Consider the following 26428-nt stretch of genomic DNA (forward strand, 5'->3'; position numbering starts at 1 on the left):
GGCGGGTTTGTTTTACTTAATAAACTCTCGGGTTTCGAGAAAGGAGGAAAAGTATGTCGTCACTCAAACGGACAGATATGCTGACGGTATTTTTACTTTCAGCTTTACTAATGATTTTAATTGAGGCAACCTTTTTTAATATAGAAATTGTCTTTTCCCTCTTTTTCGGAATAGCGATGCTTTACTTCGGTAGAAGGTGGAGAAAAAACTGGTTTGGCCGATTGTTGTTTTGGTTTGGAATCTTCTTAATGTTTATGTTGATCATAAATATGAGTAGTTTACGAATGTTGGTGATTGCGGCAGTCGTTTATATGCTGTACCGTGTCATTCAATCGAAAAAACATCCGGCAGAAATCACGCTTACTTCTGAAAGCATTCCGTCTATAGAGATGGAATCCGGCCAATCGGTGAATCATCCATTTATGAAAAGCCGCTTATTTTCTGTTCAATCTACACCAGAACAACCTTATGAATGGAAAGATATTCATATTCAAGGTGGGCTTGGTGACATTCATATTGATGTAAGTAATACGGTATTACCTAAAGGAACAGCTGTTATCTCAATTAGACAGGCTATGGGTAAAGTGAAAATTGATGTGCCTTATGAAACACCAATTCGCATTCGTTATGCAGCTTTAGCTGGAAAGGCTTGCTTGTTTCAGCGTTTTCCAACCTCAGTTTGGAATGATACTTTTTACTATGAAGATCAACGCCAAGTAGAGCAAGAAGGAGCAGAGAATGTCGTTGTAATTCTTGTATCTACGCTGTTTGGGGACCTGGAGGTGAACCGGGTATGAATATATTTGCCAAGCAATTTAGGCAAGTTTTTTTCGTCACCTTGGTCATCTCGGCCATCCTTCTTTTCACTTTTGGTGTTAGCTTTCCGCAGCCAAATTGGGAAGTGTATATTGAGAAAAAAATATTTGACTTGCCTTTTGCTATTTTTCTTGTTGTGGCTATGGTTAGTAGCGCTTTTTTCTTCAGTTTGCTGTATGGATGGTTACAGTGGTCAGCTGTTAAAAAGCTAGAGGAGCGGATTGATCTGCTAGTAACAGGTAAGGATGCCGGGAGTGAGGAAACAAAGCTAACAGCTGAATTTATGAGTATCGAACAAAAATTTCAGCAATTAGAGCAGACGATAGCAGAGCAAAAGCTGGCCGCTCGGCGACTCGTATTAGAGAAAACGGAAAGTCAAGAAAGCCTTATCGAAGAAATGGTTTCTCAAGAAAGACAGCGCCTCGCGCGTGAACTGCATGATTCCGTTTCTCAACAGTTGTTCGCCGCTTCAATGATGATGTCGGCGGTGAACGAGAACAGGCAAGAAGATAATCCGATAGAGACGAAGCAGTTGGCGATGGTAGAAGAAATGATTCAGCAATCCCAATTAGAAATGAGAGCATTACTTCTACATTTACGGCCTGTTCCTCTAAATGGAAAATCGCTCAAGGAAGGTATTGATGAGCTGTTAGTGGAGCTCTCTCAAAAAGTGCCTCTTTCTATTCATTGGACGGTAGAAGAAATTGACATGGATCGAGGGATGGAAGACCACTTATTTCGCGTTATTCAAGAATCTATATCGAACACATTGCGTCATGCGAAAGCGAGTCGTTTAGATGTATTGAACGTTTGGCGCGATGGTTTTGTTATTTTACGCATCAGTGATGACGGTGTTGGTTTTGACGTTAAAACAGATAAAGCAGGCTCTTACGGTTTGCAAAACATGCATGAACGAGCAGTTGAAATTGGTGGAACATTGAAAATTATTTCACTGCCGTCAAAGGGGACAAAACTAGAAGTAAAAGTCCCGCTTAAGCAAATAGAGGATGAGGAGGGGAGTCATGGATGATCAAAGTGCTTCTCGTAGATGATCATGAAATGGTTCGTATCGGTGTATCAGCGTATTTAATGGCTCAGCCTGATATAGAAGTAGTGGCGGAAGCGGAAAATGGAGAGGTTGCTGTAGAAAAAGCGCTACAGTTCAAGCCGGATATTATTTTAATGGATCTTGTCATGCCAAAGGTAGATGGGATTGAAGCAACGAAACAAATCACCAAACAATGGCCAGAAGCAAGGATCATTATTGTTACGAGCTTTTTGGACGATGAAAAAGTATATCCAGCGTTAGAAGCAGGTGCGATCAGCTATCTGTTAAAGACATCGAAAGCAAACGTTATTGCTGAGGCCATTCGTAAAACATATGAGGGAGAGCCTGTGCTTGAGCCAGAAGTGACAGGGAAGATGATGAAGCGGATGCGCCAAGGGCAAAAAGTACCCCTCCATGAAGAACTGACAGAACGAGAGCGGGAAGTGCTTCTACTCGTTGCTCAAGGAAAAGCCAATCAGGACATTGCAGATGAGCTCTTTATTTCATTGAAAACCGTAAAGACGCACGTCAGCAACATTTTATCGAAGCTTGAGGTTCAAGATAGAACGCAAGCGGTCATCTACGCCTTTCAAAATGGACTTGTAAAATAATTATTTTTAATCATAGTAAAAAGGGATCGTCTCATAAGTGATTGAGACGGTCCCCTTTTTCGTTTAGCTAAAAAATTTTAATCTTTTTTGATTCTTCCTGCATCGGATAGTGCTTTTTTTAGAAGCAATTCGATTTGCGAATTGACGCTACGAAATTCATCAGCTGACCATTTTTCTAATGCATCATATAGTTTGGGATCGATGCGGAGTAAAAAACGTTTTTTTTCAGCCACTCTATCACAACCTTAATAAATGGTGCCCGTATTGACGATTGGTTGATTTCCCTTTTCGGATACTAAAGCAACCATCAAATTATTTACCATTTGGGCTTTCTTTTCCTCATCAAGCTCGACAACATTTTCCTCATTTAATTGATCAATTGCTGATTTTACCATTAAAACGGCTCCATCGACAATGATTTTACGAGCAGCTAATACGGCTTTTGCTTGTTGACGTTGTAGCATGGAAGAAGCGATTTCACTGGAGTAAGCAAGGTGCATAATTCTCGCCTCTATCACTTCCACACCGGCAAGCATTAATCTTTCTTGAAGGTCGTTAGTTAATTCATTTCCGATTTCATCAGAATGCTGTCTAAGTGAGACCTCAAAATCATTATTAAAGTTGTCGTACGGGTATTGGCTAGCAATATGTCTCAGGCCGGCTTCACTTTGAGTATGGACAAATTGATGATACTTTTCTACATCAAACACAGCCTTTGCAGAGTTAACCACTTTATAGACGACAACTGCCGCAATCTCAATCGGATTTCCTTCTAAATCATTAACTTTTAACCGATCACTATTGAAATTAATTACGCGAAGGGACACTTTCTTTTTTAAAGTTAACGGGACAGTGAGCCAAAATCCTTCTTGTTTTATGACCCCTAAATAAGTTCCAAACAGCGTGCATACCTTGGCTTGATTTGGTTGAACGACTGTAAAGCCAGTGGCAGTCACACCAACGAGTAGCAATAATATAGCAGCGATCATTAACATTATTATATTATCAGAAATAACAAACTCTCTAAAGGAAAAAATCGCTATAGCAGCTACAATCACGGCAATGATTACTCCCACAAACCCATTCAATTTGAGAATATTTTTTTCTTGCATAGTTCAGCCTCCTAATAATATTTATTTGTTATCATTATGATATCACTTTAGTATCACAATAACAAATTTTTCTAAAAATTATTTCGTATAGATGTTTTGTGGAAAATAAACAGATTTACTACGATTAATAGACAGAATTTTTGTGCAATAAATCCATGGTTTATGAGAAGAAAAGCCGATAAAGTTAAAGTATGAAAACGGTGACCCTAATCTTGAATGGATGATTTCCAATAACGGAAGGGAGATTTTTTATATGAAAAACGAAATGATGACTGAAAATATTGAAAGTGGAATGAAAGTGAAGCAGTATGTCAATTTTATCGCTGGTGAGTGGGTGGCATCAGAATCAGGACAGTTTAAACAAAATACGAATCCAGTGAATGGAGAAGTGCTTGGTGAAGTGGCTCAATCTACGAAAGCGGATGTGAATCAAGCGGTAGCGGCAGCGAAACGGGCACAAAAGGAATGGCGGAATGTGCCGGCTCCTGAACGTGCAGATGTATTGTATAAAGTCGCTTTTTTATTGAAAGAACGGAAAGAAGAGCTCGCACAGATCTTGACGAAAGAAATGGGTAAAGTGATTGCTGAGGCGCGCGGCGAGGTTCAGGAAGCGATTGACATGGCTTATTATATGGCGGGAGAAGGTCGTCGTTTATTTGGTGATACGGTTCCATCAGAGCTTCGTAATAAGTTTGCGATGAGTATTCGCGTGCCTGTCGGTGTGGCTGGCCTGATTACGCCGTGGAATTTCCCAATTGCGATTGCGGCATGGAAGTCACTCCCAGCACTCGTATCTGGAAATGCTGTCGTTTGGAAACCAGCATCAGAAACGCCGATATTAGCCGGCGAGTTTGTCAAAATCTATGAAGAAGCGGGTCTCCCGAAAGGACTGGTGAATCTCGTTCATGGGTCTGGTAGTGTCGTAGGGAATGCGATGGTTGATCATCCTGAGATTGATCTTATCTCTTTCACCGGTTCAAATGAAGTAGGGAAGACGATTAATGCCCGTGCTGGTGGGATGTTAAAGCGGACTTCTCTTGAAATGGGCGGGAAAAATGCCGTCACCGTTCTTGAAGATGCCGATTTAGATTTAGCGGTTGACGGGATTGTTTGGAGTGCATTTGGAACGAGTGGACAGCGCTGCACAGCTTGTAGCCGGATTATCGTTCATGAAGCGGTGAAAGAAGAATTAGAAAAGAAATTGCTAGAGAAGATCGCAACATTACAGCTTGGTGATGGCCTTGATGAATCCGTTGATGTTGGTCCAGTCATTAATCGTTCTTCTCTTGAAAAAATTGATGAATATGTCCAAATTGGCAAGAAAGAAGGAGCGAAATTACTTTGTGGTGGGGAAGTGGTTACAAAGGATGGCCTTGATAAAGGAAACTTCTACGCTCCTACATTGTTTACCGATGTCCAATCGGATATGAGAATTGCTCAAGAAGAAATTTTTGGGCCAGTCGCCTCCATTATTGCAGTGAAAAGCTTAGAGGAAGCGATTGAAGTGAATAACAGTGTCGAATTTGGTTTATCTAGTTCGATCTTTACGGCTAATGTCAATCGAGCTTTTCAAGCGATGAGAGATTTAGATACAGGAATTGTGTATATTAATGCTGGCACGACTGGAGCAGAAATTCATTTGCCGTTCGGAGGAACGAAAGGAACAGGAAATGGACATCGGGATTCAGGTGTTGCCTCCTTAGATGTATACACAGAATGGAAGTCTGTCTATGTAGATTACAGTGGCAAAATTCAAAGAGCTCAAATTGATAACTATTAACGATAGAAAACAGCCCTCGCCAAAACAGAGCAAGGGCTGTTCTATATAACTTCATTTTTTGTATGCTCATAGCAAGAAATGGCAAGGTGAAGCAGCATACAATCATTAAAATGACTCGTATTCAATTGGGTTAGTTCTGTAATTTTTTCTAATCTGTAAATAATGGTGTTGCGATGAACATAGAGCTTCCTCGCTGTTTCGCTTAAATTCAAATTGTATTGGCAATATTTAATGAAAGTAGAGGACAGCGTATCGTAGTGATCATGTTCGCTTAAAGGCTGTATTAACGCAAGCAAAGTTTGTTGAAGTTCAGGTGTGATTTCTTTAGGCAGCAACTCAAATGTGGTGTTTTTTTCATTATAAATATAAATCCCAGATTGCAGCGCTTTATTTCGACCTAACTCCATCGCTTTTTCCGCTTGACGGAAGGAGTGAGAAATACCACTCATTCCTTGGTGGGTATCTCCAACGGCTAGAGAGGCGGATAAATCATATTTAGTCGATAAGAAATTTGTTAACTTATCAAGCTTTTGTTGTAAAGAAGAAATCAAGGTAGAGTAAGCTTCTTGTGTCCCTACTGGTTTCACAACGATTAATTTCTCCATGTTGATAAAGGAGATAATATCCTCCTTAGATTCGTGAAAAATTAATTGAATATAATCGAGTACATCTCGCTGAAAGTAAGGGAAGGAGTAGGGTGTGTTTCGTATCGGCTGTTTGGAAACGGGGTGATGAATATCAATTAATATGCAGCAACGGTTGATATCTGGATGATAGCCAAGAGTTTTGGCGTATTGAATGACACGCTCTTGCTGTTCATCTGTATCATAATGAATCAATTGCTGGATGAAGACTTCAATCATTTTTGATTCTAATTCTTTCATTTCTTTTCTGAAGGCTTCTTGACACATCATTTCGACTTGATTTTTGACGAGATGAACGTATTTCTCCACTTCTTGTGGATCTCCTACGATGCCGAGGACACCAATCGTTTTATTGTTAAAAACAATCGGAACGGATACGCCGGGAAGAATTTGTTTAACGATCTCGTTTTTGCAATTAATCAACCCTTTTTTGCGAATCACTTCTAGTGAAGGTTGATGAAAGATTCCTAATCTATTTCTGTCAGTGGAGCCGATAATATAGCCTTCATTATCTGTGATGCTAATCGGATAGTTTAAAATAGCGCTCGTTTTTTCAGCTATATCTTGAGCAATATGTTCTAAGATCTTCATATATTTCAATCACTCCTTCTGTTTTAGAACATAGAAAAGCTTAGACAAAGAAGAAAAATAGTTAGCCAAATTATAACATAAGTTTAAAAATAATTAACTAATTATTAGCAATATTTTCATAATCGTTTTTTTAGAAAGAGGGGAATAGGAGATGGGTATTTTATCAGGGGGGCAAGCAATTGTTGAAGTGCTAGAAAAGGAAGGGGTTACGAAAGCCTTTTGTGTGCCAGGGGAAAGTTATTTAGGAGTCATTGATGCTCTTTATGAGCATAAGGAGATTCAATTGATTTCTACACGTCATGAAAGCGGGGCCTCATTTATGGCTGAAGCGTATGCGAAAGCATCTGGTAAGGTGGGGGTTTGTATGGCAACGAGAGGACCAGGAGCGACCAACCTTTCCATCGGTTTGCACACCGCGATGCAGGATTCCACACCAGTGGTGGCATTAATTGGCCAAGTGGAGCGACCATTTAAAGGGCGTGAAGCCTTTCAAGAGGTTGAGTTCACTTCTTTTTTCAGCCATTTATGTAAGTGGACCGTCGAAATCGAGACGGTGGAGCGGATTCCAGAACTGCTTCATCGCGCTTTTTATATGGCGAGATCAGGAAGGCCGGGGCCGGTTGTTGTTTCTTTGCCACATGATATGCTAGAAGATACTGCCGAATACATGGAGCGTTCTATCTATAAAGAAAGTGTACCTCTCCCAGATGAAAGAGTAGTTGCGGAAGCATTATCAAAAATCAAAGCAGCCAAACGGCCAGTGCTCATTGCTGGAGGGGGAGTAACGAGGACGAAATCGGCTCAATTACTGACGGAGTTTGCGGAAGCGTTACACCTTCCTGTTGTAACAGCCTTTCGACGCTTTGATGCGTTTCCGAATAGTCATCCGTGCTATGCTGGCTGGCTTGGCTTTGGCTCTTCACCGGATTTGCTACAATATATTAAACAAGCAGATGTCGTTATAGCATTAGGAACACGCTTTTCACAGGTGACGACTCAAGATTATTCATTGCTTGGAGATCATACAGAACTGGTTCACATTGATATTTCAGCTGATGAGATCGGAAAGGTATACGCTCCAAGTATTGGCATAGTAGCTGATGCTAAACAGTTTTTGTTGTCGGCATTTAATCAATTAGAGCGAATCGTTCATCCTGAGCGAGAACAAATGGTCAAAGAGTTGCACGCGAAGTACATTGAATTTTCTGCTGTTGCTAAAGAATACGCGACAGAGTATGTCGATATGGATGGCATGATGTATGATGTCATTCAGCGGTTACTGAAAGACACGGTCATTACGAGTGATGCAGGCAACTTTTTTGGATGGTTATCGCGATACTATCGCTTTGAGCGAGAAACGACGTATATCGGACCGACTTCTGGAGCAATGGGATATGGGCTTCCGGCGGCGATTGGTTCAAAGGTAGCTTTGCCTCAGCAAACGGTCGTTTCTTTCTCAGGAGATGGTGGATTTATGATGACGATGCAGGAGCTTGAGACGGCCGTGCGTTATAATATCGCAATCATTGCGATTGTCGTCAATAACAATATGTATGGAACGATTCGGATGCATCAAGAAAAAAATTTTCCTGACCGAGTCATTGCGACTGAATTGTCCAATGCCAATTTTGCTGAGATGGCGAAATTGTTTGGTTGTTACGGTGAACAAGTGGCGAAAAATGAAGACTTTTTACCAGCCTTAGACAGGGCTATGGCTAGTGGTCGGCCGGCTGTCATTGAAGTGTTAACGAATCCAGAAATTTTGTCTGTGAGTCAATCAAAGACTGTTAACAGACATCTGTTAACGAGCGAACCAACGCACGAATAACTTTAACAAACATTCGGAGCGGCCAAATGAGTAATTCCCAAAGACCAAAATCTAATATCGTGGCACCGACTTCGGTTGCCACTTCTTGACGTTCTTTTTTCTTGTTTGCCTTTTTCTTGTCCACGTTTTATCACTCCTTCAAAAGGGGTTATCTTCTTATACGGATAGAATAGGTAAAAAGTTTCTTAAAGTGTATTGGAATTTTCCTATTTCACTCTATAATTATGACAAAATGTTACACGTGAAACATGTCGAATATTCGCTTTTTGAAAGTTTATCCCGCATTAACGGGCTGTAAGACCCTACTGATATGTAGAATAAATAAAAGAAGCGCCTTCCATAGAGGAAGAACGCTTTCTTGCTGTTTAGATGATATTTAACAATTCTTGCAGTCGATTAATTGTATAAGTAGGTTTAGCACCATCTACTTGTTTGCCATCTCCATGGTCAATCCAAACGGAATCCATTTCGACTCGTGTTGCTCCTAAAATATCAGTGCTTAAATTATCGCCGACCATTAATGCTTCTTGTGGTGACAGCTCCATTAATCTTAACGCATGTTCAAAAATCACAGGGTCAGGCTTACCGAAGCCGACATTTCCAGAGATAACAATGTGTTCAAAATAAGGAACAAGTTCAGGAGTCATCGTTAACTTTTCTAATTGTAAAGATGGGGCACCGTTTGTTAACAGTAAGAGACGGTAGCCTTTCTCCTTTAATTCATCAAGTACTTGAAAGGTCTCGTCATACACAAAAGGGGACTCGCGACGAACTTCACGGAAGCGTTCTTTTGCCCAAGCCGCAGCCGTTTCAATGCCTACTTTCTTTAAGCCATTTTCCCATGATTTCAGTTGGTAATCGCTAATTTGTTCTCCCATACGGCGAAATTGATAATGATGGACATCACCGAAATCTCCCCATAGACCTTCAAATGGATTGATACCAATGTGAACAGTGATTGGGAAAAAAGAATACGTTTCGTATTGTTCGCGGGCCGCTGCTCTTACATGCTCTTCAATCGTTTTCGCTTCGATCCCGTATTTTTCCGCTAACTCTTGGCAAGTAACATCAAAAGCGGTTTGAATACTTTTGCGATCGTTTAATAATGTGTCGTCTAAATCAAAAAAAATGGCTTTCTTCATTCGATAAACTCCCTCATTTAATAGTGATGAGGAATGTATTCGACAAAACTAAACAAAATCCTTCTGAAAATAGATTGGAAAGTAATGAGAGACCATTAATTAAAAGAAGCTGCGTTCTTTTTTCGCTTAAACAAGGAGAAGAAAGATGAAAGGTGGTAAACGGGTATGTCTCGTTTCACTTGCTTATTTTGCATACTAGCTAACAATAAACGATCTCGAATTTCGATATTTTTATGTTCCATGCTTTCGATTTTTTCCTGCATCCATCGTTGATATTGAGCTAGCTCTTTGACTAATTGTTTGTTGACATCAATTAACGTTTGCTGCTGTTCTTCAAGGTGAGCAATTTTTGCAGACAACGGTTCACTATGTGCGGTCGGTTCTTCGTTCACTTGTGTAGGAAAGGCTTCTTGTTGCTGCTTGACAGCTAGTTCCACTGCTACATCAATAGACATATTTTGCTCTTGCACAGCATTAAACACTCGTTGCATCGTAATAATATCCTTTTGATAAAACACGCGGGAGTTATTGATGCCCCTATCAAAATGGTAACCTGCGGCTTCTAAAGCTAGTGAATACTTTCGTAAAGTGCTGGCTCCGACTCCTAGGCTTTTGGCGACCTCTGAACTGAAATAAGCCTGTTCCATCCTTCATCCCTCCGCATAAAGATAATTATTTACCAACCAGACTGCCTCCGTATTTTTTCCGTTTGTAACAAATTCCATACGAAATAACAAACTCCTTTCACTAGTTTTGTTGACTAGTTAGTAGTTTTGTCGAGGAGCTTGGGCTAATAAAGAAGACTAACGCGATGGTTAGTCTTCTCCTCTTCATTAAAAATTTTTGGAAATGTTGCTTAGGGCAGAACCGGCGTTTTCGTTCGCTTGCTCTCTAACTGATAAATCACCGAGAGATACGATTCCAGCTATTTGTCCGTTCTCTACGACCGGCAGTCTTCGAATTTGATGCTGAGCCATGAGAGCAGCCGCTTCTTCTAAAGATGCATCTGGAGAAACTGAGACGACATTGTTAGACATTACGTCTGAAGCTGTGCTACCTTGATGGTTTGCTAATCCACGTATCACTAAATCACGGTCGGTCACCATCCCAACTATTTGTCCATTATTGACGACTGGAATGGCTCCAACATTTAAAGATTCCATTTTGCCTGCAACGGCTTCCATTGAATCTTGACTAGTACAGCAAGCTACATTTCTAGACATAATTTCGCGTACTTTCATTTTGCACCTCCAAAAAGAATTCAAGCTTAGTTTGTTCTAAAAGATGATTGTTATACTTTTAGGCATTAAAAGATTTGCAAACAGCCACTAACAGGTGCAAGTCTTCACCAATTAGGTAAGGCTTACACCTGTTAGTGGAATCTTAAATGACTTCTGTTGGAGCACTGTCGTCTTTTATAGAGCTCTCTTGTTGGATGGATTTTTTCTCTGGGAACAAAAGGCTAAATACTATGCCAAAAAAGGCAGCGATTAAAAAAGTGGTAACTCGTGATGTCGCGATCTCTTCAAGAGGGGTAGAGATCCAAATAGCCGTACTGACAAATCCGGCAATGATCGTAGCGATCACACCGATGCCAGAATAGCGTTTCCAAAAGAAGGTTAAGATTATTGCTGGGGATAATGTACAGCCGACACCTGCCCATGCCCAGCCTACTACGATATATACTAATGATTTTGAAGTTAAGGCAATAACTAAGCCTAATATTCCTGCGGTAATAATAGTTATTCGAGAAATAGTCACTAGCTGCTTTTCCGTTAATTTTTTGCCGAGTGCATGGTGGACAATATCTTCGCTAACAGAGCTAGTAATAACTAAAAGTTGGGAGTCTGCAGTGGAGATAATAGCTGCTAAAATGCCAGCAAGTAGAAGACCTCCTATCCAAGGTGGCAGCAAATCTAAAATCATAAAGGGTAAAATAGTTTCTACATCCGCAAAGTTTTGCCCTTGATATAAAGTGAGAGCTGTAATCCCTATTAAAAATGCTCCACCATAAGCTAAAAATGTCCAGACAATAGCTACAATACTAGCAGTCTTTGCTTCTTTATCATTTTTTAATGCCATGAATCGAGCACTAAGTTGTGGCTGCCCGCCTAAAAAACCAAAGAACCAGGAGAAGTTATTGAAAAGCAACAAACCAAGAGCAAATCCAACTGTTCCTCCTGTCCAAGAATCCATAGAGGTTCCTGATGTAGCTAAGGCGTGGCTGATTGAAAGGTCTGCTGCATTAATGTGAAAAAGGGCTACAATGGGAAGAACGACTAATGTGATGAGCATCATAATACTTTGAATCATGTCTGTCCAGACAACGGCTACGAAACCGCCAAGGTATGAAAGGGTTATTACGATAATAATACTTAAAATAGCACCGACTGTAGTATTAATATTAAAAACAGCAAATAATGTTTTTCCCGCACCGGCAATTTGAGCTCCAAAATAAAACATCATAAAACTGACAATGAGGATCGTAGCCATCCAAAGAATAATTTTTGAATGGCTTTCAAATCGTTTAGCTAAGTAGCCAGGCAATGTGATTGCTTTGTACTCTTCGGCTTCTTTCATAAAACGTTTGGCTAAAAATAGCCATGAACAGATAATACCAGAAGAAATTCCGATAGCTACCCATACTCCTGACAATCCTGTAGCAAAAACGAATCCTGTATAACCTAGTAGTAGCCAGGCAGACTCACCCGTGGCTCTTTCAGAAAAAGCTAATGCCCAGCCTGGTAGTTTTTTTCCGCCTAGTAGGAAATCTGAGTGCTTTAAATCCTTACGGCTAAATATATAGCCTACAACAAGCATAAGCACGCAATAAATAATGAATTCAATCATGACGATGCTAGTCACTGTTCATCATCCCCTTTAGGATTTTAGATTGGTTTATTTAAAGAGCGATCTTTTGTCCAATACCTTTTTGGATGGCTTTATAATAGATAGTTTCAGCTGTGACGACATCAAATAACGCACTACCTGTGGATTTGAAAATAGTTGGCTTCTCTGGATCAATCATTGGTTTGATCTTATTAGTTATAACTTGAGAGAATGGCATCACTTGCGATTCATTAATCCATTCGTTTTGAATGGGGTCAATAATATCTCCAGATTCGAAGCTGGCATCTTGCGTGTCAATGAAGATAGAAGAAGCTTCTTTAAATAATTCGTCAGGAAGTTCTCGCATATGAGGTTGAAAAGATCCAATACCGATAATCAACTTACCGTTATAGATCGTCGAACGATTGGGTAAGACAGGGGTTTCTGATGTGGTGGCAGTAATGATTATATCTGATTGTTCCACAACTTTATCTAGTTTGTTCTCGGTGTGAATTCGAATATGAGGGGCTATTCTTTGTTTTAAATCTTTCGAAAATACAGCTGTTTTCTTAGGAGTCCGATTATACAAGTAAATATCTTGAATATCTCGTTCATGGCAGGTAGCTAACAATTGATAAAGTCCTTGGACGCCGGTGCCTATCAGTCCGACACTATGGGCATATGGAGCAGCTAAATGGCGAATAGCCGCTCCTCCGATGGCCCCAGTTCTTAAATTAGTTAAAAGTGTCCCGTTGAGCATGGCTTTTGTTTCGCCTGTTTCTCTGTCGGCAAGTAACATTACCCCTTGAGTCACAGGGAGATTCTGATTATTGGGGAAAACGCTTACAATTTTAGTCCCTAAAAAGTGGTTAGCTACACAAGGCATAAGTAGAAAAGTATTGCTATTTAATGATATGTGAGTTCTTGTATTCATTTGAAAAGCTTGTTGTTCATAGAGGTGATAGGCATGTTCAATGGAGTCTATCATTTCTCCAATACATATGGTGTCACTCATATCCTTCTCACTAATGATTAACAATAGAATAGACCTCCTTTGACGTGTAGGCTTTTATACGATAGCTTGTTCTAAGATTAGATCGTTTTCAGCGAATCTCTCAATTCGCAATGGAGTTAAGTCGATGTTTTCGTATTGGCCTTTATATATTAATTCAGCTAAACCTAGACCAACGCCAGGAGCTTGCTGCATACCATGTCCGCTAAATCCAAGTGCTAAGTAATAGCCATTCATCAAGGGGTGTTCTCCAATAATGGCGTTTTGATCAACTGTATTAAAATCGTATAATCCAGCCCAGCCCGATTTCAGCTTAATGCTCTCAAAGTTAGGAATACGATGAGCTAGCACAGGCCATAGCTCTTCAAAGTAAGATCGCTTCCACGTAAAATCGATTCCAGGTTTTATGTCTTCTGAAAATCCAGCAATGACTTTTTCACCTTCATGTCGAAAGTAAACTCCTGTAGGGTCAACCGTTAATGGAAGAGGTTTAGCTAAAGGGGTTGCCACATCGAATTGAAAAATTTGTCTTTTTAATGGTACAACAGGTAGTGGAAGGCCAATTTTTTCGCTTAAAGAGGCTCCCCATGCTCCAGCACAATTAATCACAGTATTTGCTCTGTACTCGTTTCCATCTGTCAAACGAACTCCTATGACCTGATCATTTTCAGTTAAAATCAAATCGACCTCTTTTGAAATATACTCCGCTCCTAGCTGTTGTGCTTTTTTTCGATAGCCTTGCATAACAGAGTATGGATCTAAATAGCCGTCTTCTCCACAATAAAGTCCTCCAGCAAGGTCTTCAATCTCTATTTCAGGAATGATTCGATGTAACTCCGAAGCGGATAGTAACTGAGATGGAACTCCCAATTGATGTTGTAATTCTTTTTGTTGTTCAATTGCTGGGAGCATTTCTTTAGTTGCTAGAAATAAATACCCTCTTTGTTGGAAATTAATTTCGGCTCTTTCATTGTCTATTGCCATTTCATCTGGGAATTTTTTGTATTGTTGTAGACTGAAGCGGCTTAATTTGATATTAATAGCTGTCGTAAATAATTGTCGGATACCTCCAGCACTCCGAGGAGTGGAAGCGTATTCATAAACGGGGTCTTTTTCAAAAACAATAATTTTTCCTTCAAATCCATTTTTCCTTAAGAAGTAAGCTGTACTTGATCCCATGACTCCTCCGCCAACAATAATAATATCCGCTTGTTGCAAATGAATCCCTCCTAAAGGTAATTGATAGGTGTGACTCTTTCAAGGTAATTACAATTATAGTGAGAATTGAGGATGAGACAATGGGCGATCTGCACAAAATTCTGATATGATTAAATCTACAGAATATTCAATAAAATTAAAACCGAGAAAAAATAATTGTAGATCGAGGTGGAGATATGAAGTTTTTTGAACAAATTGCCCAATCGATTGTAGAACGGACTTCTTCGGTGCTAGAAGTTCCTATGAGTATTACGGATAAGAAAGGAACTATCATTGGTTGTAATGATATCAAGCGTATTGGTTCTCATCATATTGTCACAACAGAAGTAATTCAAGCTGGCAAGTCTATTGTTTTCACTCCAGAAAAAGTAGTTCATAGAAAGAATGTACTACCAGGTATTGCGACACCTATTTGTTTTCAACAACAGATTATTGGAGTTTTAGGGATTATTGGCGATCCAGAAAAAATTGAGAGATATGTGCAATTTGTACGAAATCATGTAGAAATGTTACTGCAGGAAGCTTTTCGTACGGAATCATTTTTTCTAGAAATGAAAACAACAGAAGTGTTTGTTCAACATTTAATTCATTACAAAGAATGGGATCAACAAAGGGAGACAGTTTTAGCTAATTATAGTGAAATGTTAGGGTTTCATTTTGATCTTTCTCGTCTTTGTATATTGATAGATATTCCTTTTTTTGAAGTACAGAAAAGTAAGCAAACCGTTACTTTTTCTCAGTATGATTTATTTCAAATGATTAGTCACTTGTTCAAAGATCATGCGGAAGATATTATTTGTCCAATTAACCAAAATCAATGGATGATTATTAAATTTATGAGTACATTTGATTCTCGAAAAATTCAAGAAAAATGTGAACGTGCGGTCAAAAAATTAAATCACTTTAATAAGAATAATAATATTGCGAGCAAAGTATCAATTGCTTATGGGAACACTTATAAAGGTTTCGCGGGAGTCAGTCAATCTTATCAACAAGCATTAAATGCTTTAGTAATGGGAAAAGAAAAGGAGGGTGAAGAATCTGTATATGCTTTTAATGATTGGAAAATATTATTAGACACGCTTGTGAAAGAAATTAATCCATTATTTGCTGATACTTTACATGAATATATAAAAAGATTATTAGCTCATTCGAATGCTCAGGTCCTTATCAAAACGTTTTTTTCGTACTGTGAGCAAGATTTAAATATAAGCAAAGCAGCTAGGAAGTTATATATTCATCGCAATACATTAATGTATCGACTCAATCAATTGAGTGAAATTTTATGTATAAACGTTCAATCATTTGAACAATGTATGTTGTTATATTTAGCATTAAAGCAATGTGTTCACGTGAAAAAAACAGCAGGAAAGGCTACAGCAATGGGCTCCTTTTTATAATCTATATGAATTTTCCGAAATATGAAACCTTCTTTTAGGATCTTCCGTATATCAAAGGTGAGTTGATTAAGGAAAGGCGAGGTGATCGATCTGGGGTTATTTGACCGGTTATTTAACAGAGGAAAAGTGGAAGCTGAGGTTGAAAAGCGGACTGTGTTGAACTTGCAAGTTGGTGACATTGTTACGTATAATTTGCAGGATTTTCAGGTGATTGGCAAATTGCATTACGATGATCACGGGTATACATGGGATGCTTATCAGTTACAAGGGGACGGAAAAGTAGTTTGGTTAAGTGTGGAGCTAGACGATGAATTAGAGATTGGCATATATGAAACAGTGAAGCTACCGTTAGAAGTACCGATCCCGAAAAAAGTGTCCTATGATGGTCGGCAGTATAGGTTAGAAGAGAATGGGCAGGCTTACGTGAAAGGTGAAGGTCGCAGTCAAAATGTTCACGGCAAAGAAGTGAAATATTATGACTTTGAAGATGTTTCTGAGGAACATTTCTTGTCTGTTGAGATATGGGGCAGTGAAGTTGAAGTGAGCTATGGTTATGCTATTGAAGAATATGAAATCAAAATTTTAGCAGGAAGTTGAGGGGGAAGCAAAAATGTTTCAATTTTTTAAACGAGTGAAAACGTATGTAGGTTCTGAATTAAATGCTGCACTTGATAAAGCAGAAGATCCGGTAAAGATGCTTGATCAGTTTATGCGTGAAATGGAAGCGGATATTCGTGAAGCAGAAACAGCTGTCGCTAAGCAAATTGCTAATGAGAAGATGTTAAAGAAGAAATTTGATGATGCTTCACAAATGGCTGAAAAGCGTCAGCAACAAGCGATTGAGGCATTAGAAGCAGGCAATGAAGATCTTGCGCGCCGAGCTCTAGAAGATAAAAAAGTTCATGAAGGTCAAGCAGAATCAATGCGTGCGGCCTATGAGCAAGCGGCTAGTGATGCCAATGTGTTAAGAGAGAAACTAGATGAGATGAAGCAGGAATATCAAGAAATGAAAGTGAAGAAGGATACGCTAAAAGCACGGGCAGAATCAGCGAAAACAAGAACAAAAATGAATCGGACGATGTCTTCTGTCGGCAGTGATGAATCGCGCCGGGGATTTGAGCGTATGGAAGAAAAAGTGCTGCAATATGAAGCGGAAGCGGAGACGTCCGAAGATTTGCGTTCTTCTTCAAGAAGTCTAGATGATGAGCTAAAGGCGTTAAAATCTAATAGTGCCGTTGACGATGAATTAGCTGCTTTAAAGAAAAAATTAGGGAAAGAATAATTTCTTTCCCGTTTTTATTGGAGTGTTTCTCATGAAGAAGCGAATGTTTTTACTCACTGTTTTATTTGCAGCTTTGATCGGTGTACTTTCTGGTTGCGGGAGTGGCGATGTGAAAGAGTATATTTCTGAGCAGTATCCACTAATTGATGTCGTTCAAAGTCCGTCTTCTGAAAATGATAACTCTTATATTTATCAAGCTGAGAATCAGTCCGTGCCAGAAGTGGCGGACGAGCTGATTGGAGTAGAACAGCCAGAGGAGATAGGAGAATACGTAAATGATAAACAAGTTCTTATTTATGGAAATCATTTAATCATTTTAACGAAAGACCCTAATAATGAGGCCAATAGTTTGATCGAAGTTGCTACAGAAGGGTTTGTTAGAGATTATTACCGACCAGGATTTTTTCAAGGAATGCTCATCGGTCATGTGCTGACGGATATGTTCGGGAAGAATTGGGATAACAAGCAACGCAATCGCTGTGGTCCGAATAGAAATGAAGACTGTTATGAGAGTTATGGCTCATCGGGTGCTGGTTATTATGGAAGCTGGGGTTCTGGCTCATCTGGACGTGGCGCAACGTTTCGAGGTGGCGGTCCTGGAGAAGGGAAATAATGATACTATTTAGTAAAGGGGAAGAACAATGAATCCGTTTTTATTAACATTTCTTTACTTTGCCATCGCCATTGCTGTGGTCGTTGTCGGCTTAGTTCTGTTTGAAATGCTGACGAGAAAATATAAAGATTGGGAAGAGATTCGAGAAGGAAATGCCGCTGTCGCTCTGTCGATTGGTGGAAAGATTGTGGGGATTTGTATCGTGTTAATGTTCTCCATTTTTCATAATGACACGATTATGGAAACCGTTATTTGGGGAGCGTATGGAGTGGTGTTGCAAATGGTCGCGTATATACTATTTGATTTGTTCACGCGAGGCTTTTCTGTAGAAGAACAGTTGAAGGAACGTAATGTTGCTGTAGGATTGATTTCCTTTAGTGTGTCAATTGGCGTAGCTTGCGTCGTCGGTGCTTCGATTAGTTAATGACAACAAGAGGCAATGAAAAGGTGAAAGAAATGGTTGATGAACAAAGATTGAACCAGAGCAACAGTATTTATTGGGCTTCTGGAATTGTATCGATTTGCGGCATTATTTTTGAAGTGTTGTTCGGAGCTCTCGGCTCGTACATTTTAGGAGATGGGGTTAAACAGTATACGCTGACGATCTCGCTTTTTTTAACCGGCATGGGAATAGGTGCTTTTATTAGTGAGCGGATTACGAAAAAGCTCGTATTATCCTTCATTTGGATTGAATATAGCATTGGATTGATCGGCGGTTTTTCTGCTTTTTTGTTGTTTGGCGTAACGGCTTATTTACCGGAGGGGACGGATGCGCTCTTTCTTTATGGAGTGACCCTCATTGTCGGGACATTGACAGGAGTAGAGTTGCCCGTCTTAATTCGTAAGGCGAATGAGATTGGCGTGGCTTTACATAAAAGTACGGCAAAGGTATTATTTTCTGATTATGCTGGCGGATTGATTGGTGGACTATTGTTTTTATTCCTTCTTCGTCCTTACTTTGGATTGGTGAAAACAGCTTTTATTGTAGCCGCTATTAATATTATGATGGCGCTTTGGATCGCTGTTAAGTTTCGCCATGAATTGACGAGGTATCGCTTGCATGTTGGAGCAGGTATCGTATTTCTCGTTGTGATTGTCGCGGGGATATTAGTTGGAGAAGAAGCGGCGTTTCGTTTTGAACAGAAGTTATATAAAGATCCTATTATTTATTCAGAGCAAACGACTTATCAGCAAATTGTGTTAACGAGAGAGGAAGGAGACACGAGGCTATATTTAGATGGGCAGCTCCAGTTTAGTTCGGCGGATGAGCATCGCTATCATGAAACGCTGATTCACCCTACCATGGCAGCTTCTCAACAAAAGAAACGAATTTTAGTGCTTGGCGGTGGGGATGGTCTAGCGGTTAGGGAGCTACTAAAGTATAAAGAAGTGTCAGAGATTACGCTCGTTGACCTCGATCCACAAGTCGTGAAGTTAGCTACGACGAATCACTTTTTAGTCGATTTGAATGAAGCTTCACTTGAAAATGAAAAAGTGACCGTCGTCCACGAAGATGCGTTTCGATTTATGGAGCAAGCAAACGGTTTTTATGATGTGATGATTGTTGATTTACCAGACCCAAATAACGAATCGTTAAATAAGCTGTATACGATGGAGTTTTATTCTTTGTTGCGTAATCACTTGTCACCTGATGGCGCGATGATGGTGCAGGCTACTAGCCCGGTATTTGCTCCAGAAGTGTACTGGACCATTGATCGAACGATAGCTTCTACCGGATTACAAACGGAAAATCTACATGTAGATATCCCAAGCTTTGGTGGCTGGGGATTTGTGCTTGCTTCTCGCCAATCGATTGATGTAAACAAGCTGGAGATTCAAAGTAATACTCGTTATTTAACAACGGATTTACTACCAGCATTGAGCCAGTTTGGAAAAGATGAAGATGCACAAATAGAAGGCAAGGATGGAGAGGTTAGGCGAATAGAACCTAATACATTAATTCGTCCGAACTTAATAGAAGTATACGAAAAATCTTGGAGATATTATTAATTTGAAGGGGCTAGCTTTAGAGGAAGCAGCCCCTTTCAAATTAATTGCTTGTTTCCATAGGAAGTAGCTTTCCTGGATTTAAGATATGATTCGGGTCGAGCATATTTTTGATGCCAGCCATAATCGATAAGGCTTCACCATGTTCTTGCTGCTGATACTTCATTTTTCCGATGCCGACGCCATGCTCACCGGTACAGCTTCCGCCGAGGGAAAGAGCAAATTCAACAATTTCCTCATTTAATAAATGAGTTTTCGTGACTTGTTCCTCTATTTCTGGGTTAAATAACGTAAGTGTATGGAAATTACCATCGCCGATATGTCCAAGAACTGCTCCATCCAATCCGTGATCGTTAATGCGCGTTCGAGCGTATTCCACCATTTCTGGCAGTTTGGAAATCGGTACGCATACATCTGTTCCGATCGTTTTCATTTTCGGATCACTATGTCGGAATGCGTAAGAAAGATCATGTCTCGCTTTCCACAGCTGTGCTCTTTTTAAACTGTCTTTTTCAAAAATAAATTCTTCGCAATTTTGCTCCTCACATAGTGCTTGCACAAATTCAGCATCTGCGTGATTGCCAGCTTCATTGCCATGAAATTCAAGGAACAAGGAAGGTGTTTCTCGAAAATTGGTGTCGCTATAATGATTCACTTGAGCGATAGAGCGAGCATCAACAAGTTCCATCCTCGCAATTGGAATCCCTGCTCTTAAAACTGACACAGCTGCTTCTACACATTGCTTCACAGAAGAAAAGCAAGCACGAGCCGCCATAATTGATTCTGGAATTCCATGTAGCTTTAATGTGACTTCAGTGAAAAGTCCAAGTGTACCCTCAGAACCAGCAAACAAACTATTTAAATGGTAGCCGGATGATGATTTTTTCGCGAGACTACCTGTATGTAAAATACGTCCATCCGCTAGAACGACTTCTAAGTCTAAAATTTGATCCTTCATAACCCCGTAGCGGACAGCTTGCGTTCCGCTCGCATTCGTCGCTATCATCCCACCGATAGTGGCATCAGCCCCGGGATCAACCGGGAAAAATAGCCCGTGCTTCTTTAATTCTTGATTTAATTGCAATCGGGTAATGCCAGGCTGTACTTTTACAATTAAATCTTCTGCTCGTAGCTCGATGATACGGTTCATTTGAGAGAAGTCGATGGAAATCCCTTTATGAATCGGGATGGCATGTCCTTCAAGACTGGATCCAACACCAAACGGAACGACTGGTATTTTCTGTTCATTAGCATAAATAAGCAAGCTTTGCACGTCTTCTTTTGAAGTCGGGAAAAAGACAATATCGGGAAGAACAGGGTTGAAATAAGATTCATCCTTACTGTGGTGTTCTAAAATCGTTTCATTGATCGAAACCTTTTCTTTACCAAATTGATTTAATAGCTCTTCATAAATATCCATGAAAATTCCACAATTCCTTTCTGTTTATATACAGAATATTGTATACAATATTTCGCTTGGATTCCATGGATGTTGGATAATTCACCCTTATTTATTTCAAAAAAATCAAAATTGTTTTAAACTAATTTGGACAGCTTGTCATTTAGTTCTTTTAGTTGTTGTTCCATGTGAACGAGCTGTTCCTCAGCTTTAGAAATTCCTTGTCCGGTTGACTCCAATTTTTCAATATCACCTTGGACTCGGATGTAATCCATTTTTAATTCAGCAATTTTATATTCAAGTTCTGATTTAGTCATGATCTTTGCTCCTTTTAGTTTTCTTTTATTCTAGTAGATTAGTTAGGTGTTTGGCAATATTAGTGAAAAGGGAGGCTTTTCAATGTTTGATTTAACTATTGATCGATTCGTATGGCAAGCACCGATGGCAGGTGTCACGACCCCAGAGTTAGTAGCAGCCGTTTCAAATGCAGGTGGTCTTGGAAATATCGGGGCTGGTTATTTGTCAGGAGAGCAGACCAAGCAATTTATTCATCAAGTAAAAAAGCTAACGGATGCTCCTTTTGGTATTAATCTTTTCGTGCCGGAAGCAGTGGAGGATGCTTCTGAAAAAGTAACATATGCTCAACAGGTGCTCGCATCGTATCGACAAGAGCTAGAGATGGAGCCGGATATATCAGAAATGGTTACGGCGCAATCGGCTTATTTAGAACAGCTTGAAGTCGTATTAACAGAAAAAGTACCGATTTGTTCTTTTACCTTTGGCTTGCCGGAAGAAGAGGTCATTCAGCAATTGAAGGCTAATGGAACGATTGTTATCGGAACGGCGACTACGGTTGATGAAGCAATCGCTGTTGAGCAGGCAGGGATGGATGCTGTCGTTGTTCAAGGAAGTGAGGCGGGTGGACATCGGGGAAGCTTTCAGCAACCGGAACGTTTAATCGGTTTGATGTCATTGTTGCCACAAGCTGTTCAAGAGGTACAAATTCCAGTCATTGCAGCAGGCGGAATGATGAACGGTCAAGGGGTAGCAGCCGCTCTTTGTCTCGGTGCCTCAGCTGTACAGATGGGGACGGCTTTTTTAGTAACAGAGGAGAGTGGCGCTCATCCACTTCATAAAGAAGCGATTTTAGCAGCGAATGAAAAAGATGCTGTACTGACAAAAGCCTTTTCTGGGAAGTCGGCAAGAGGAATCGCCAATCGCTTTTTGACCGAGATGCAAGAGCATGAAGCTGACTTGCCTCCTTATCCATTGCAAAACGCTCTTACGGCTGGAATCCGAAAGCAAGCAGCGAAGCTCAATAAAGGGGATTATTTGTCACTGTGGTCGGGACAAAGTCCACGTTTAAGTAAACGTCAGACAGCGGGAGATTTAGTAAGATTAATAGAAAAAGAAGTGGGAGAGGCATTTCAATCTGGTGTACAGAAGATAAGAAGGTGAACATGAAAAGGATCAACCGATTTTTGTAGGTTGATCCTTCTATATTGTTTAATAAAATTGAATAAATTCAAAGGCTAAGTTTAAAAAGAAAATAGTGTGAATAGCGGCGAAGATTACTCCTTGTTTATTTAGTTTTTTCATTAGTGCGCGATCCATAACCATCACCTCATTAGTAATTTATAAATTCATTATATAATATTGTCACAGAAAATTCAAAATATTTTTAAAGGATTGTCACATTTTTTTGCTCGTTGCGTAGCTCGACTTGAAATGATCAGTCACCACTCTTCGCGAGTGTTTGAGAAATATAAAAAAGAAGGCATCCTCAATGGACACCTTCTTTTTACAAGATCGGCGAAAGCAATCTAGAGACTGATTCTTTGAATTTAATGACAGTTGAACGATTCTGATACTTTTCTTCGGTTAATTCGAAAGATAATTCCATGTCGTCTTCAAAAATCTGAGCTAATTTTTTACCCGTTTCATGATTATAAATGAATGCATTGACTTCAAAATTAAGCTTGAAGCTTCGGACGTCAATATTAGCTGTACCAACAGAGCTTAGCTTTTCGTCAACGACAATCGTTTTGGCGTGAATAAAGCCATTATCATAAATGTAAATTTTGGCGCCTGCTTTAATGAGTTCACCTACGTTGGAATAGGTCGCCCAATAAACGAACATATGGTCAGGCTTGTTTGGGATCATAATTCGAACATCGACTCCGCAAAGAGCAGCGATTCTTAAGGCATCAAGCAAGCTTGCATCCGGGATAAAATAAGGTGATTGAATATAAATCGATTTTTTAGCTGAAGAAATCATTTTAATATAGCCGCTTTTAATTTGTTCCCACTCAGAATCAGGACCGCTTGTCACAATTTGCATAGAAATATCATTGTCGCTAGGTTGATGTGGAAACAGATGATCTGAATAGTCAATGTCATGATTAGCAGAGGCTTGATTCCAATCTAAAATAAAGCGCGTTTGAATCGAATGCACAGCTGTCCCTTCAATTCGTAGATGGGTGTCGCGCCAATAGCCGAATTTAGGGTCTAAGCCCAAATATTCATCGCCGACATTAAAGCCACCCACGTAGCCAACTTTTCCATCAATGATGACGAGCTTTCGGTGATTTCGATAATTTAGGCGTAAGTTAATTAACGGAAGGCGAGAAGGGAAGAAGACCTCAACTAATCCACCAGCATCCATTAATTCTTTGAAATGCTGTTTGCGGACGCCGCGTGAGCCCATTTCATCATAAAGAATTCTCACTTCGACACCTTGTTTCGCTTTTTCTGTTAATAAATTAATAATTTCAGAACCGAGATTGTCGAGTCGCAAAATATAATATTGCAAATGAATATGGTCGGTTGCTTGCCGCATATCATTCAAGAGAGCATTAAATTTTTCTCTACCATCTGTATAGATTGTTAAGTCATTATCTTCTGTTAAAACAGAATCATTATTCCGTAAAAACATTGATACTAAATCTTCATTTTCTGCGGTGTGTGGGTTGCGAAAATCAAATTGCCCAAGATGAATATCTTCCATCTGTTTCTTAATCGTGGCATCAATACCGATTTTCTTTTTATCATCCCAATCAAACAGCCGCTGTCTGCTTAAATTTTGTCCGAAAATTAAATACAGAATAAATCCGAGTATAGGGATGAAAAATAATACCATCAGCCATGCCCATGTAGCAGATGCGTCTTTTCTTTCTAAAAAAATAACGACAGAAGACAAGACAATATTTAATAATAACAGAGCGGTCGCGAGCCAACCCCATACATCCATGTCCATAATTGTAGCCACCTTTTTGTATTAAATTTTCACATGAGGTCATGCTCGTAATAATATATATTATTTTACCAATTTGCAATGCATTTTACTATCGACAAAAAACATCTCTAATCTAAATGAACCTCCCCCACCTATTGCTTCGCACTTGAGGTGGAGGTTTCTTGTCGATCCCCTCGATATCAGAAACTGGACAATGTCCATAGGTGTACACGACACCCTCGTCTTTCTTGGGGACTGACGCTCCCATATGGAAGCAGTGGTCTTGACGCAAGATATCTCTCGACAGCATGCTGCCACCGTAAGCAACAGAGAGAGTCGAACTCCCTCTGGGGTGGTTCTGCCCATCTACTACGCCTGTACAGGACGTAGATACGTGATGTCAGTTAGCATCACTTCTCGAAACTTCCCGTGCAAGTACTGAGATAAAATATTCCCTGCACCATGGACATCCCGATGCCGTTCATAGCCGCAAGAACATCGGTAGTTTCGCGAACGGACTTTATTTCGTTTTCCACAAGCAGGGCATGCTTGCGTCGTGTAGGCTTCGCTTTCTTTCGATAACGAGATGCCAGCCGCTTCTAATTTATAAACCAACTGTTTCGTGAGTTTTCCAAAGTTCCAGTTGCTGAGTTTTTGGTTCACTTGTTTGGAGCGGATGCGTTTTCGTTTTTTGTTTCGTTTACTTGTGTGTCGCTGGACGCCTTCCACATCTCCAAGAGCGACATGCCCGACTTTTTGTTCTATGCACCAGTTCACAAAGGAACGAGTCGTCTTATGCAGGAGATCCCCTAGCTGTCGTTCACTTTTGGAGAGAATGTACTTCTTCGCTCGATTGTATTGGCGCCATTTTCTCGATCCTTTTTGACACCGACTCATGAGAATTTGTAGTTCCCTCACTTTTTTGTTTCGCAACCGGTGAATGCTGCGCATCTTTCTGCCCGAAATCACTAGCGCTTGTCCACTGGTATTGACGGCGGCAATCGTATGAATCTCACCTGGATCAATCGCGGCTGTATGACCGTCTGAAATTGGTACGGGGTTAATGCCGTCTTCATACGATAAACAGGCATGCCACCGACCATCGTAGACGAGTTCTACTTCTTTGATCACGCCAGTCGGAATCGAAGCAAGCGTCAACACGAGAGGTGTTTGCTGCTTTCCCTGCCACCTTCCTAAGCTAAGTATCAGTTTCCGTCCTTCTAACACGAAGGATTTGTGGACCCATTTAGGATGAAACACGAATTTTTCTTTGTATGGATACCGGATAGACTTGTTCGTTTTTCGCGCTTGACGAACTCCTTCTCGGGCATGCAAAAACTTATGGCATACCGCTTGGATCGTCTGACTGTGAAGAGGATATAAGCCTTTGAGTTCAGCTTGAAGGTTGCTTTTGTTAATCCACTTGCCGTGAATCCGGTAATAATACCGAGCCAGCTGCACGCAGTCATTCCAAATCGTTCCGCAAATTCGACGTAGATGAAACAACTGTTGCAGCGTGGACTGTGGCGCTCTAAAGCCCGTTTTCAACGTTCGATACATGAGATCCCCCTCCTTTGTCATCATTATAAAGCGAATGTACGTTCCTATCAAGAAAAACTGGAAACTCTCATCCTTTTTTCTTTCGACAAAGTTCGGGAACCCATCAACAAAATGCTTTTCGGCTGTGCCGAACCGAGATTCATCCCCTCCCTACTCGCTGGGCTGTGCCCTTCATGCTCCTTGAGGAAGAGGACTTCTCTCGGATTATGTTAAATTTTAAAATAAAAGTTTTTTGAATCTTTTTAATAAAACCTACTTGACTTATAGGGATTAGTGGTATAATCTTTTCGATAGATAGAAG

The 26428-nt window shown here is 40.1% G+C and carries 26 protein-coding genes; 12 read left to right on the forward strand and 14 right to left on the reverse strand.

All coding sequences use genetic code 11. The features are described from left to right. The first annotated feature begins 53 nt into the window (after positions 1-53). Genes liaF through ACSVDJ_RS02370 form a run of 3 tightly spaced genes read left to right on the forward strand, consistent with a single transcriptional unit; the run spans position 54 to position 2475 of the window. Positions 54-797, forward strand: coding sequence for a cell wall-active antibiotics response protein LiaF (liaF, locus tag ACSVDJ_RS02360; RefSeq protein ID WP_439170313.1), 744 nt, complete (start codon positions 54-56; stop codon positions 795-797). Further along, complete coding sequence (locus ACSVDJ_RS02365) at positions 794-1846, forward strand: sensor histidine kinase (RefSeq protein ID WP_439170314.1); 1053 nt, start codon at positions 794-796, stop codon at positions 1844-1846. Before liaF ends, ACSVDJ_RS02365 begins: the two co-directional genes overlap by 4 nt. Continuing rightward, the gene (locus ACSVDJ_RS02370; protein ID WP_094835778.1) at positions 1843-2475 is read left to right on the forward strand and encodes a response regulator transcription factor; all 633 of its coding nucleotides are present in this window, start codon (positions 1843-1845) and stop codon (positions 2473-2475) included. Before ACSVDJ_RS02365 ends, ACSVDJ_RS02370 begins: the two co-directional genes overlap by 4 nt. 77 nt (positions 2476-2552) lie before the next feature. Here ACSVDJ_RS02370 and ACSVDJ_RS02375 read toward each other — a convergent pair whose 3' ends face one another. Both ACSVDJ_RS02375 and ACSVDJ_RS02380 read right to left on the reverse strand, forming a co-directional pair. After that, a complete protein-coding gene (locus ACSVDJ_RS02375) occupies positions 2553-2708 on the reverse strand; it encodes a type II toxin-antitoxin system antitoxin (protein ID WP_439170315.1) in 156 nt (51 codons plus the stop codon). 12 nt (positions 2709-2720) lie between these two features. Continuing rightward, positions 2721-3587 (reverse strand): SPFH domain-containing protein, encoded by an 867-nt coding sequence (locus ACSVDJ_RS02380; RefSeq protein WP_439170316.1) that lies wholly within the window; start codon positions 3585-3587, stop codon positions 2721-2723. A gap of 253 nt (positions 3588-3840) precedes the next feature. On the opposite strand from ACSVDJ_RS02380, the gene ACSVDJ_RS02385 reads away from it, so the two are divergent. Further along, on the forward strand, positions 3841-5367 hold the full coding sequence (locus ACSVDJ_RS02385; protein WP_439170317.1) for an aldehyde dehydrogenase family protein: 1527 nt from the start codon (positions 3841-3843) through the stop codon (positions 5365-5367). Between the two features lie 41 nt (positions 5368-5408). Here the strand turns inward: ACSVDJ_RS02385 and ACSVDJ_RS02390 are convergent, their stop codons facing one another. Further along, entirely contained in the window at positions 5409-6602 is a 1194-nt protein-coding gene (locus tag ACSVDJ_RS02390; protein ID WP_439170318.1) for a CdaR family transcriptional regulator, read from the reverse strand. A 151-nt stretch (positions 6603-6753) separates the two neighbouring features. Between ACSVDJ_RS02390 and ACSVDJ_RS02395 the strand changes: the two genes are divergently transcribed. Next, complete coding sequence (locus ACSVDJ_RS02395; RefSeq protein WP_439170319.1) at positions 6754-8430, forward strand: thiamine pyrophosphate-dependent enzyme; 1677 nt, start codon at positions 6754-6756, stop codon at positions 8428-8430. On the opposite strand, the gene ACSVDJ_RS02400 is transcribed toward ACSVDJ_RS02395, so the two are convergent. The 7 genes from ACSVDJ_RS02400 to ACSVDJ_RS02430 all read right to left on the reverse strand — a co-directional run bounded on the left by ACSVDJ_RS02400 (position 8390) and on the right by ACSVDJ_RS02430 (position 14631). Continuing rightward, complete coding sequence (locus ACSVDJ_RS02400; protein ID WP_439170320.1) at positions 8390-8554, reverse strand: hypothetical protein; 165 nt, start codon at positions 8552-8554, stop codon at positions 8390-8392. The genes ACSVDJ_RS02395 and ACSVDJ_RS02400 overlap by 41 nt on opposite strands. A 241-nt stretch (positions 8555-8795) precedes the next feature. Beyond that, positions 8796-9572 carry an HAD family hydrolase gene (locus ACSVDJ_RS02405; protein WP_439170321.1) on the reverse strand — a complete coding sequence of 259 codons (777 nt, stop codon included), beginning with the start codon at positions 9570-9572 and terminating at the stop codon, positions 8796-8798. 95 nt (positions 9573-9667) lie between these two features. Further along, positions 9668-10219, reverse strand: coding sequence for a DUF3967 domain-containing protein (locus ACSVDJ_RS02410; RefSeq protein ID WP_439170322.1), 552 nt, complete (start codon positions 10217-10219; stop codon positions 9668-9670). Between the two features lie 186 nt (positions 10220-10405). After that, complete coding sequence (locus ACSVDJ_RS02415) at positions 10406-10813, reverse strand: CBS domain-containing protein (protein ID WP_439170323.1); 408 nt, start codon at positions 10811-10813, stop codon at positions 10406-10408. Between the two features lie 142 nt (positions 10814-10955). Further along, the gene (locus tag ACSVDJ_RS02420; protein ID WP_439170324.1) at positions 10956-12437 is read right to left on the reverse strand and encodes a sodium/proline symporter; all 1482 of its coding nucleotides are present in this window, start codon (positions 12435-12437) and stop codon (positions 10956-10958) included. A 37-nt stretch (positions 12438-12474) separates the two neighbouring features. Beyond that, the gene (locus ACSVDJ_RS02425) at positions 12475-13440 is read right to left on the reverse strand and encodes an ornithine cyclodeaminase family protein (protein WP_439170325.1); all 966 of its coding nucleotides are present in this window, start codon (positions 13438-13440) and stop codon (positions 12475-12477) included. A 30-nt stretch (positions 13441-13470) separates the two neighbouring features. After that, positions 13471-14631: an NAD(P)/FAD-dependent oxidoreductase gene (locus tag ACSVDJ_RS02430; RefSeq protein ID WP_439170326.1), complete on the reverse strand. Its 1161-nt coding sequence runs from the start codon at positions 14629-14631 to the stop codon at positions 13471-13473. Between the two features lie 176 nt (positions 14632-14807). On the opposite strand from ACSVDJ_RS02430, the gene ACSVDJ_RS02435 reads away from it, so the two are divergent. From ACSVDJ_RS02435 to ACSVDJ_RS02460, 6 genes are all read left to right on the forward strand, one after another. Beyond that, entirely contained in the window at positions 14808-16031 is a 1224-nt protein-coding gene (locus ACSVDJ_RS02435; RefSeq protein ID WP_439170327.1) for a CdaR family transcriptional regulator, read from the forward strand. An 81-nt stretch (positions 16032-16112) separates the two neighbouring features. Further along, a complete protein-coding gene (locus ACSVDJ_RS02440) occupies positions 16113-16628 on the forward strand; it encodes a DUF4178 domain-containing protein (protein ID WP_439170328.1) in 516 nt (171 codons plus the stop codon). A gap of 13 nt (positions 16629-16641) precedes the next feature. After that, entirely contained in the window at positions 16642-17313 is a 672-nt protein-coding gene (locus ACSVDJ_RS02445; protein WP_439170329.1) for a PspA/IM30 family protein, read from the forward strand. Between the two features lie 31 nt (positions 17314-17344). Then, the gene (locus ACSVDJ_RS02450; RefSeq protein ID WP_439170330.1) at positions 17345-17926 is read left to right on the forward strand and encodes a DUF4247 domain-containing protein; all 582 of its coding nucleotides are present in this window, start codon (positions 17345-17347) and stop codon (positions 17924-17926) included. A 28-nt stretch (positions 17927-17954) separates the two neighbouring features. Beyond that, positions 17955-18350, forward strand: coding sequence for a DUF350 domain-containing protein (locus ACSVDJ_RS02455; protein ID WP_439170331.1), 396 nt, complete (start codon positions 17955-17957; stop codon positions 18348-18350). A 32-nt stretch (positions 18351-18382) separates the two neighbouring features. Then, a complete protein-coding gene (locus ACSVDJ_RS02460; protein WP_439170368.1) occupies positions 18383-19936 on the forward strand; it encodes a polyamine aminopropyltransferase in 1554 nt (517 codons plus the stop codon). Positions 19937-19976: 40 nt separating this feature from the next. Here ACSVDJ_RS02460 and ACSVDJ_RS02465 read toward each other — a convergent pair whose 3' ends face one another. Both ACSVDJ_RS02465 and ACSVDJ_RS02470 read right to left on the reverse strand, forming a co-directional pair. Next, positions 19977-21353, reverse strand: a complete 1377-nt coding sequence (locus tag ACSVDJ_RS02465) for an FAD-binding oxidoreductase (protein ID WP_439170332.1) — start codon at positions 21351-21353, stop codon at positions 19977-19979. Between the two features lie 116 nt (positions 21354-21469). After that, entirely contained in the window at positions 21470-21649 is a 180-nt protein-coding gene (locus ACSVDJ_RS02470; protein WP_439170333.1) for an SE1832 family protein, read from the reverse strand. 82 nt (positions 21650-21731) lie between these two features. On the opposite strand from ACSVDJ_RS02470, the gene ACSVDJ_RS02475 reads away from it, so the two are divergent. Beyond that, on the forward strand, positions 21732-22790 hold the full coding sequence (locus tag ACSVDJ_RS02475) for an NAD(P)H-dependent flavin oxidoreductase (RefSeq protein WP_439170334.1): 1059 nt from the start codon (positions 21732-21734) through the stop codon (positions 22788-22790). Positions 22791-23133: 343 nt separating this feature from the next. On the opposite strand, the gene cls is transcribed toward ACSVDJ_RS02475, so the two are convergent. Continuing rightward, positions 23134-24582, reverse strand: a complete 1449-nt coding sequence (cls, locus tag ACSVDJ_RS02480; RefSeq protein WP_439170369.1) for a cardiolipin synthase — start codon at positions 24580-24582, stop codon at positions 23134-23136. Between the two features lie 354 nt (positions 24583-24936). After that, positions 24937-26127, reverse strand: a complete 1191-nt coding sequence (locus ACSVDJ_RS02485; protein WP_439170335.1) for an RNA-guided endonuclease InsQ/TnpB family protein — start codon at positions 26125-26127, stop codon at positions 24937-24939. Between the last annotated feature and the right edge of the window lie 301 nt (positions 26128-26428).

Source organism: Bacillus sp. Hm123 (genome assembly GCF_051842975.2).
GTDB lineage: Bacteria > Bacillota > Bacilli > Bacillales > Domibacillaceae > Bacillus_CE.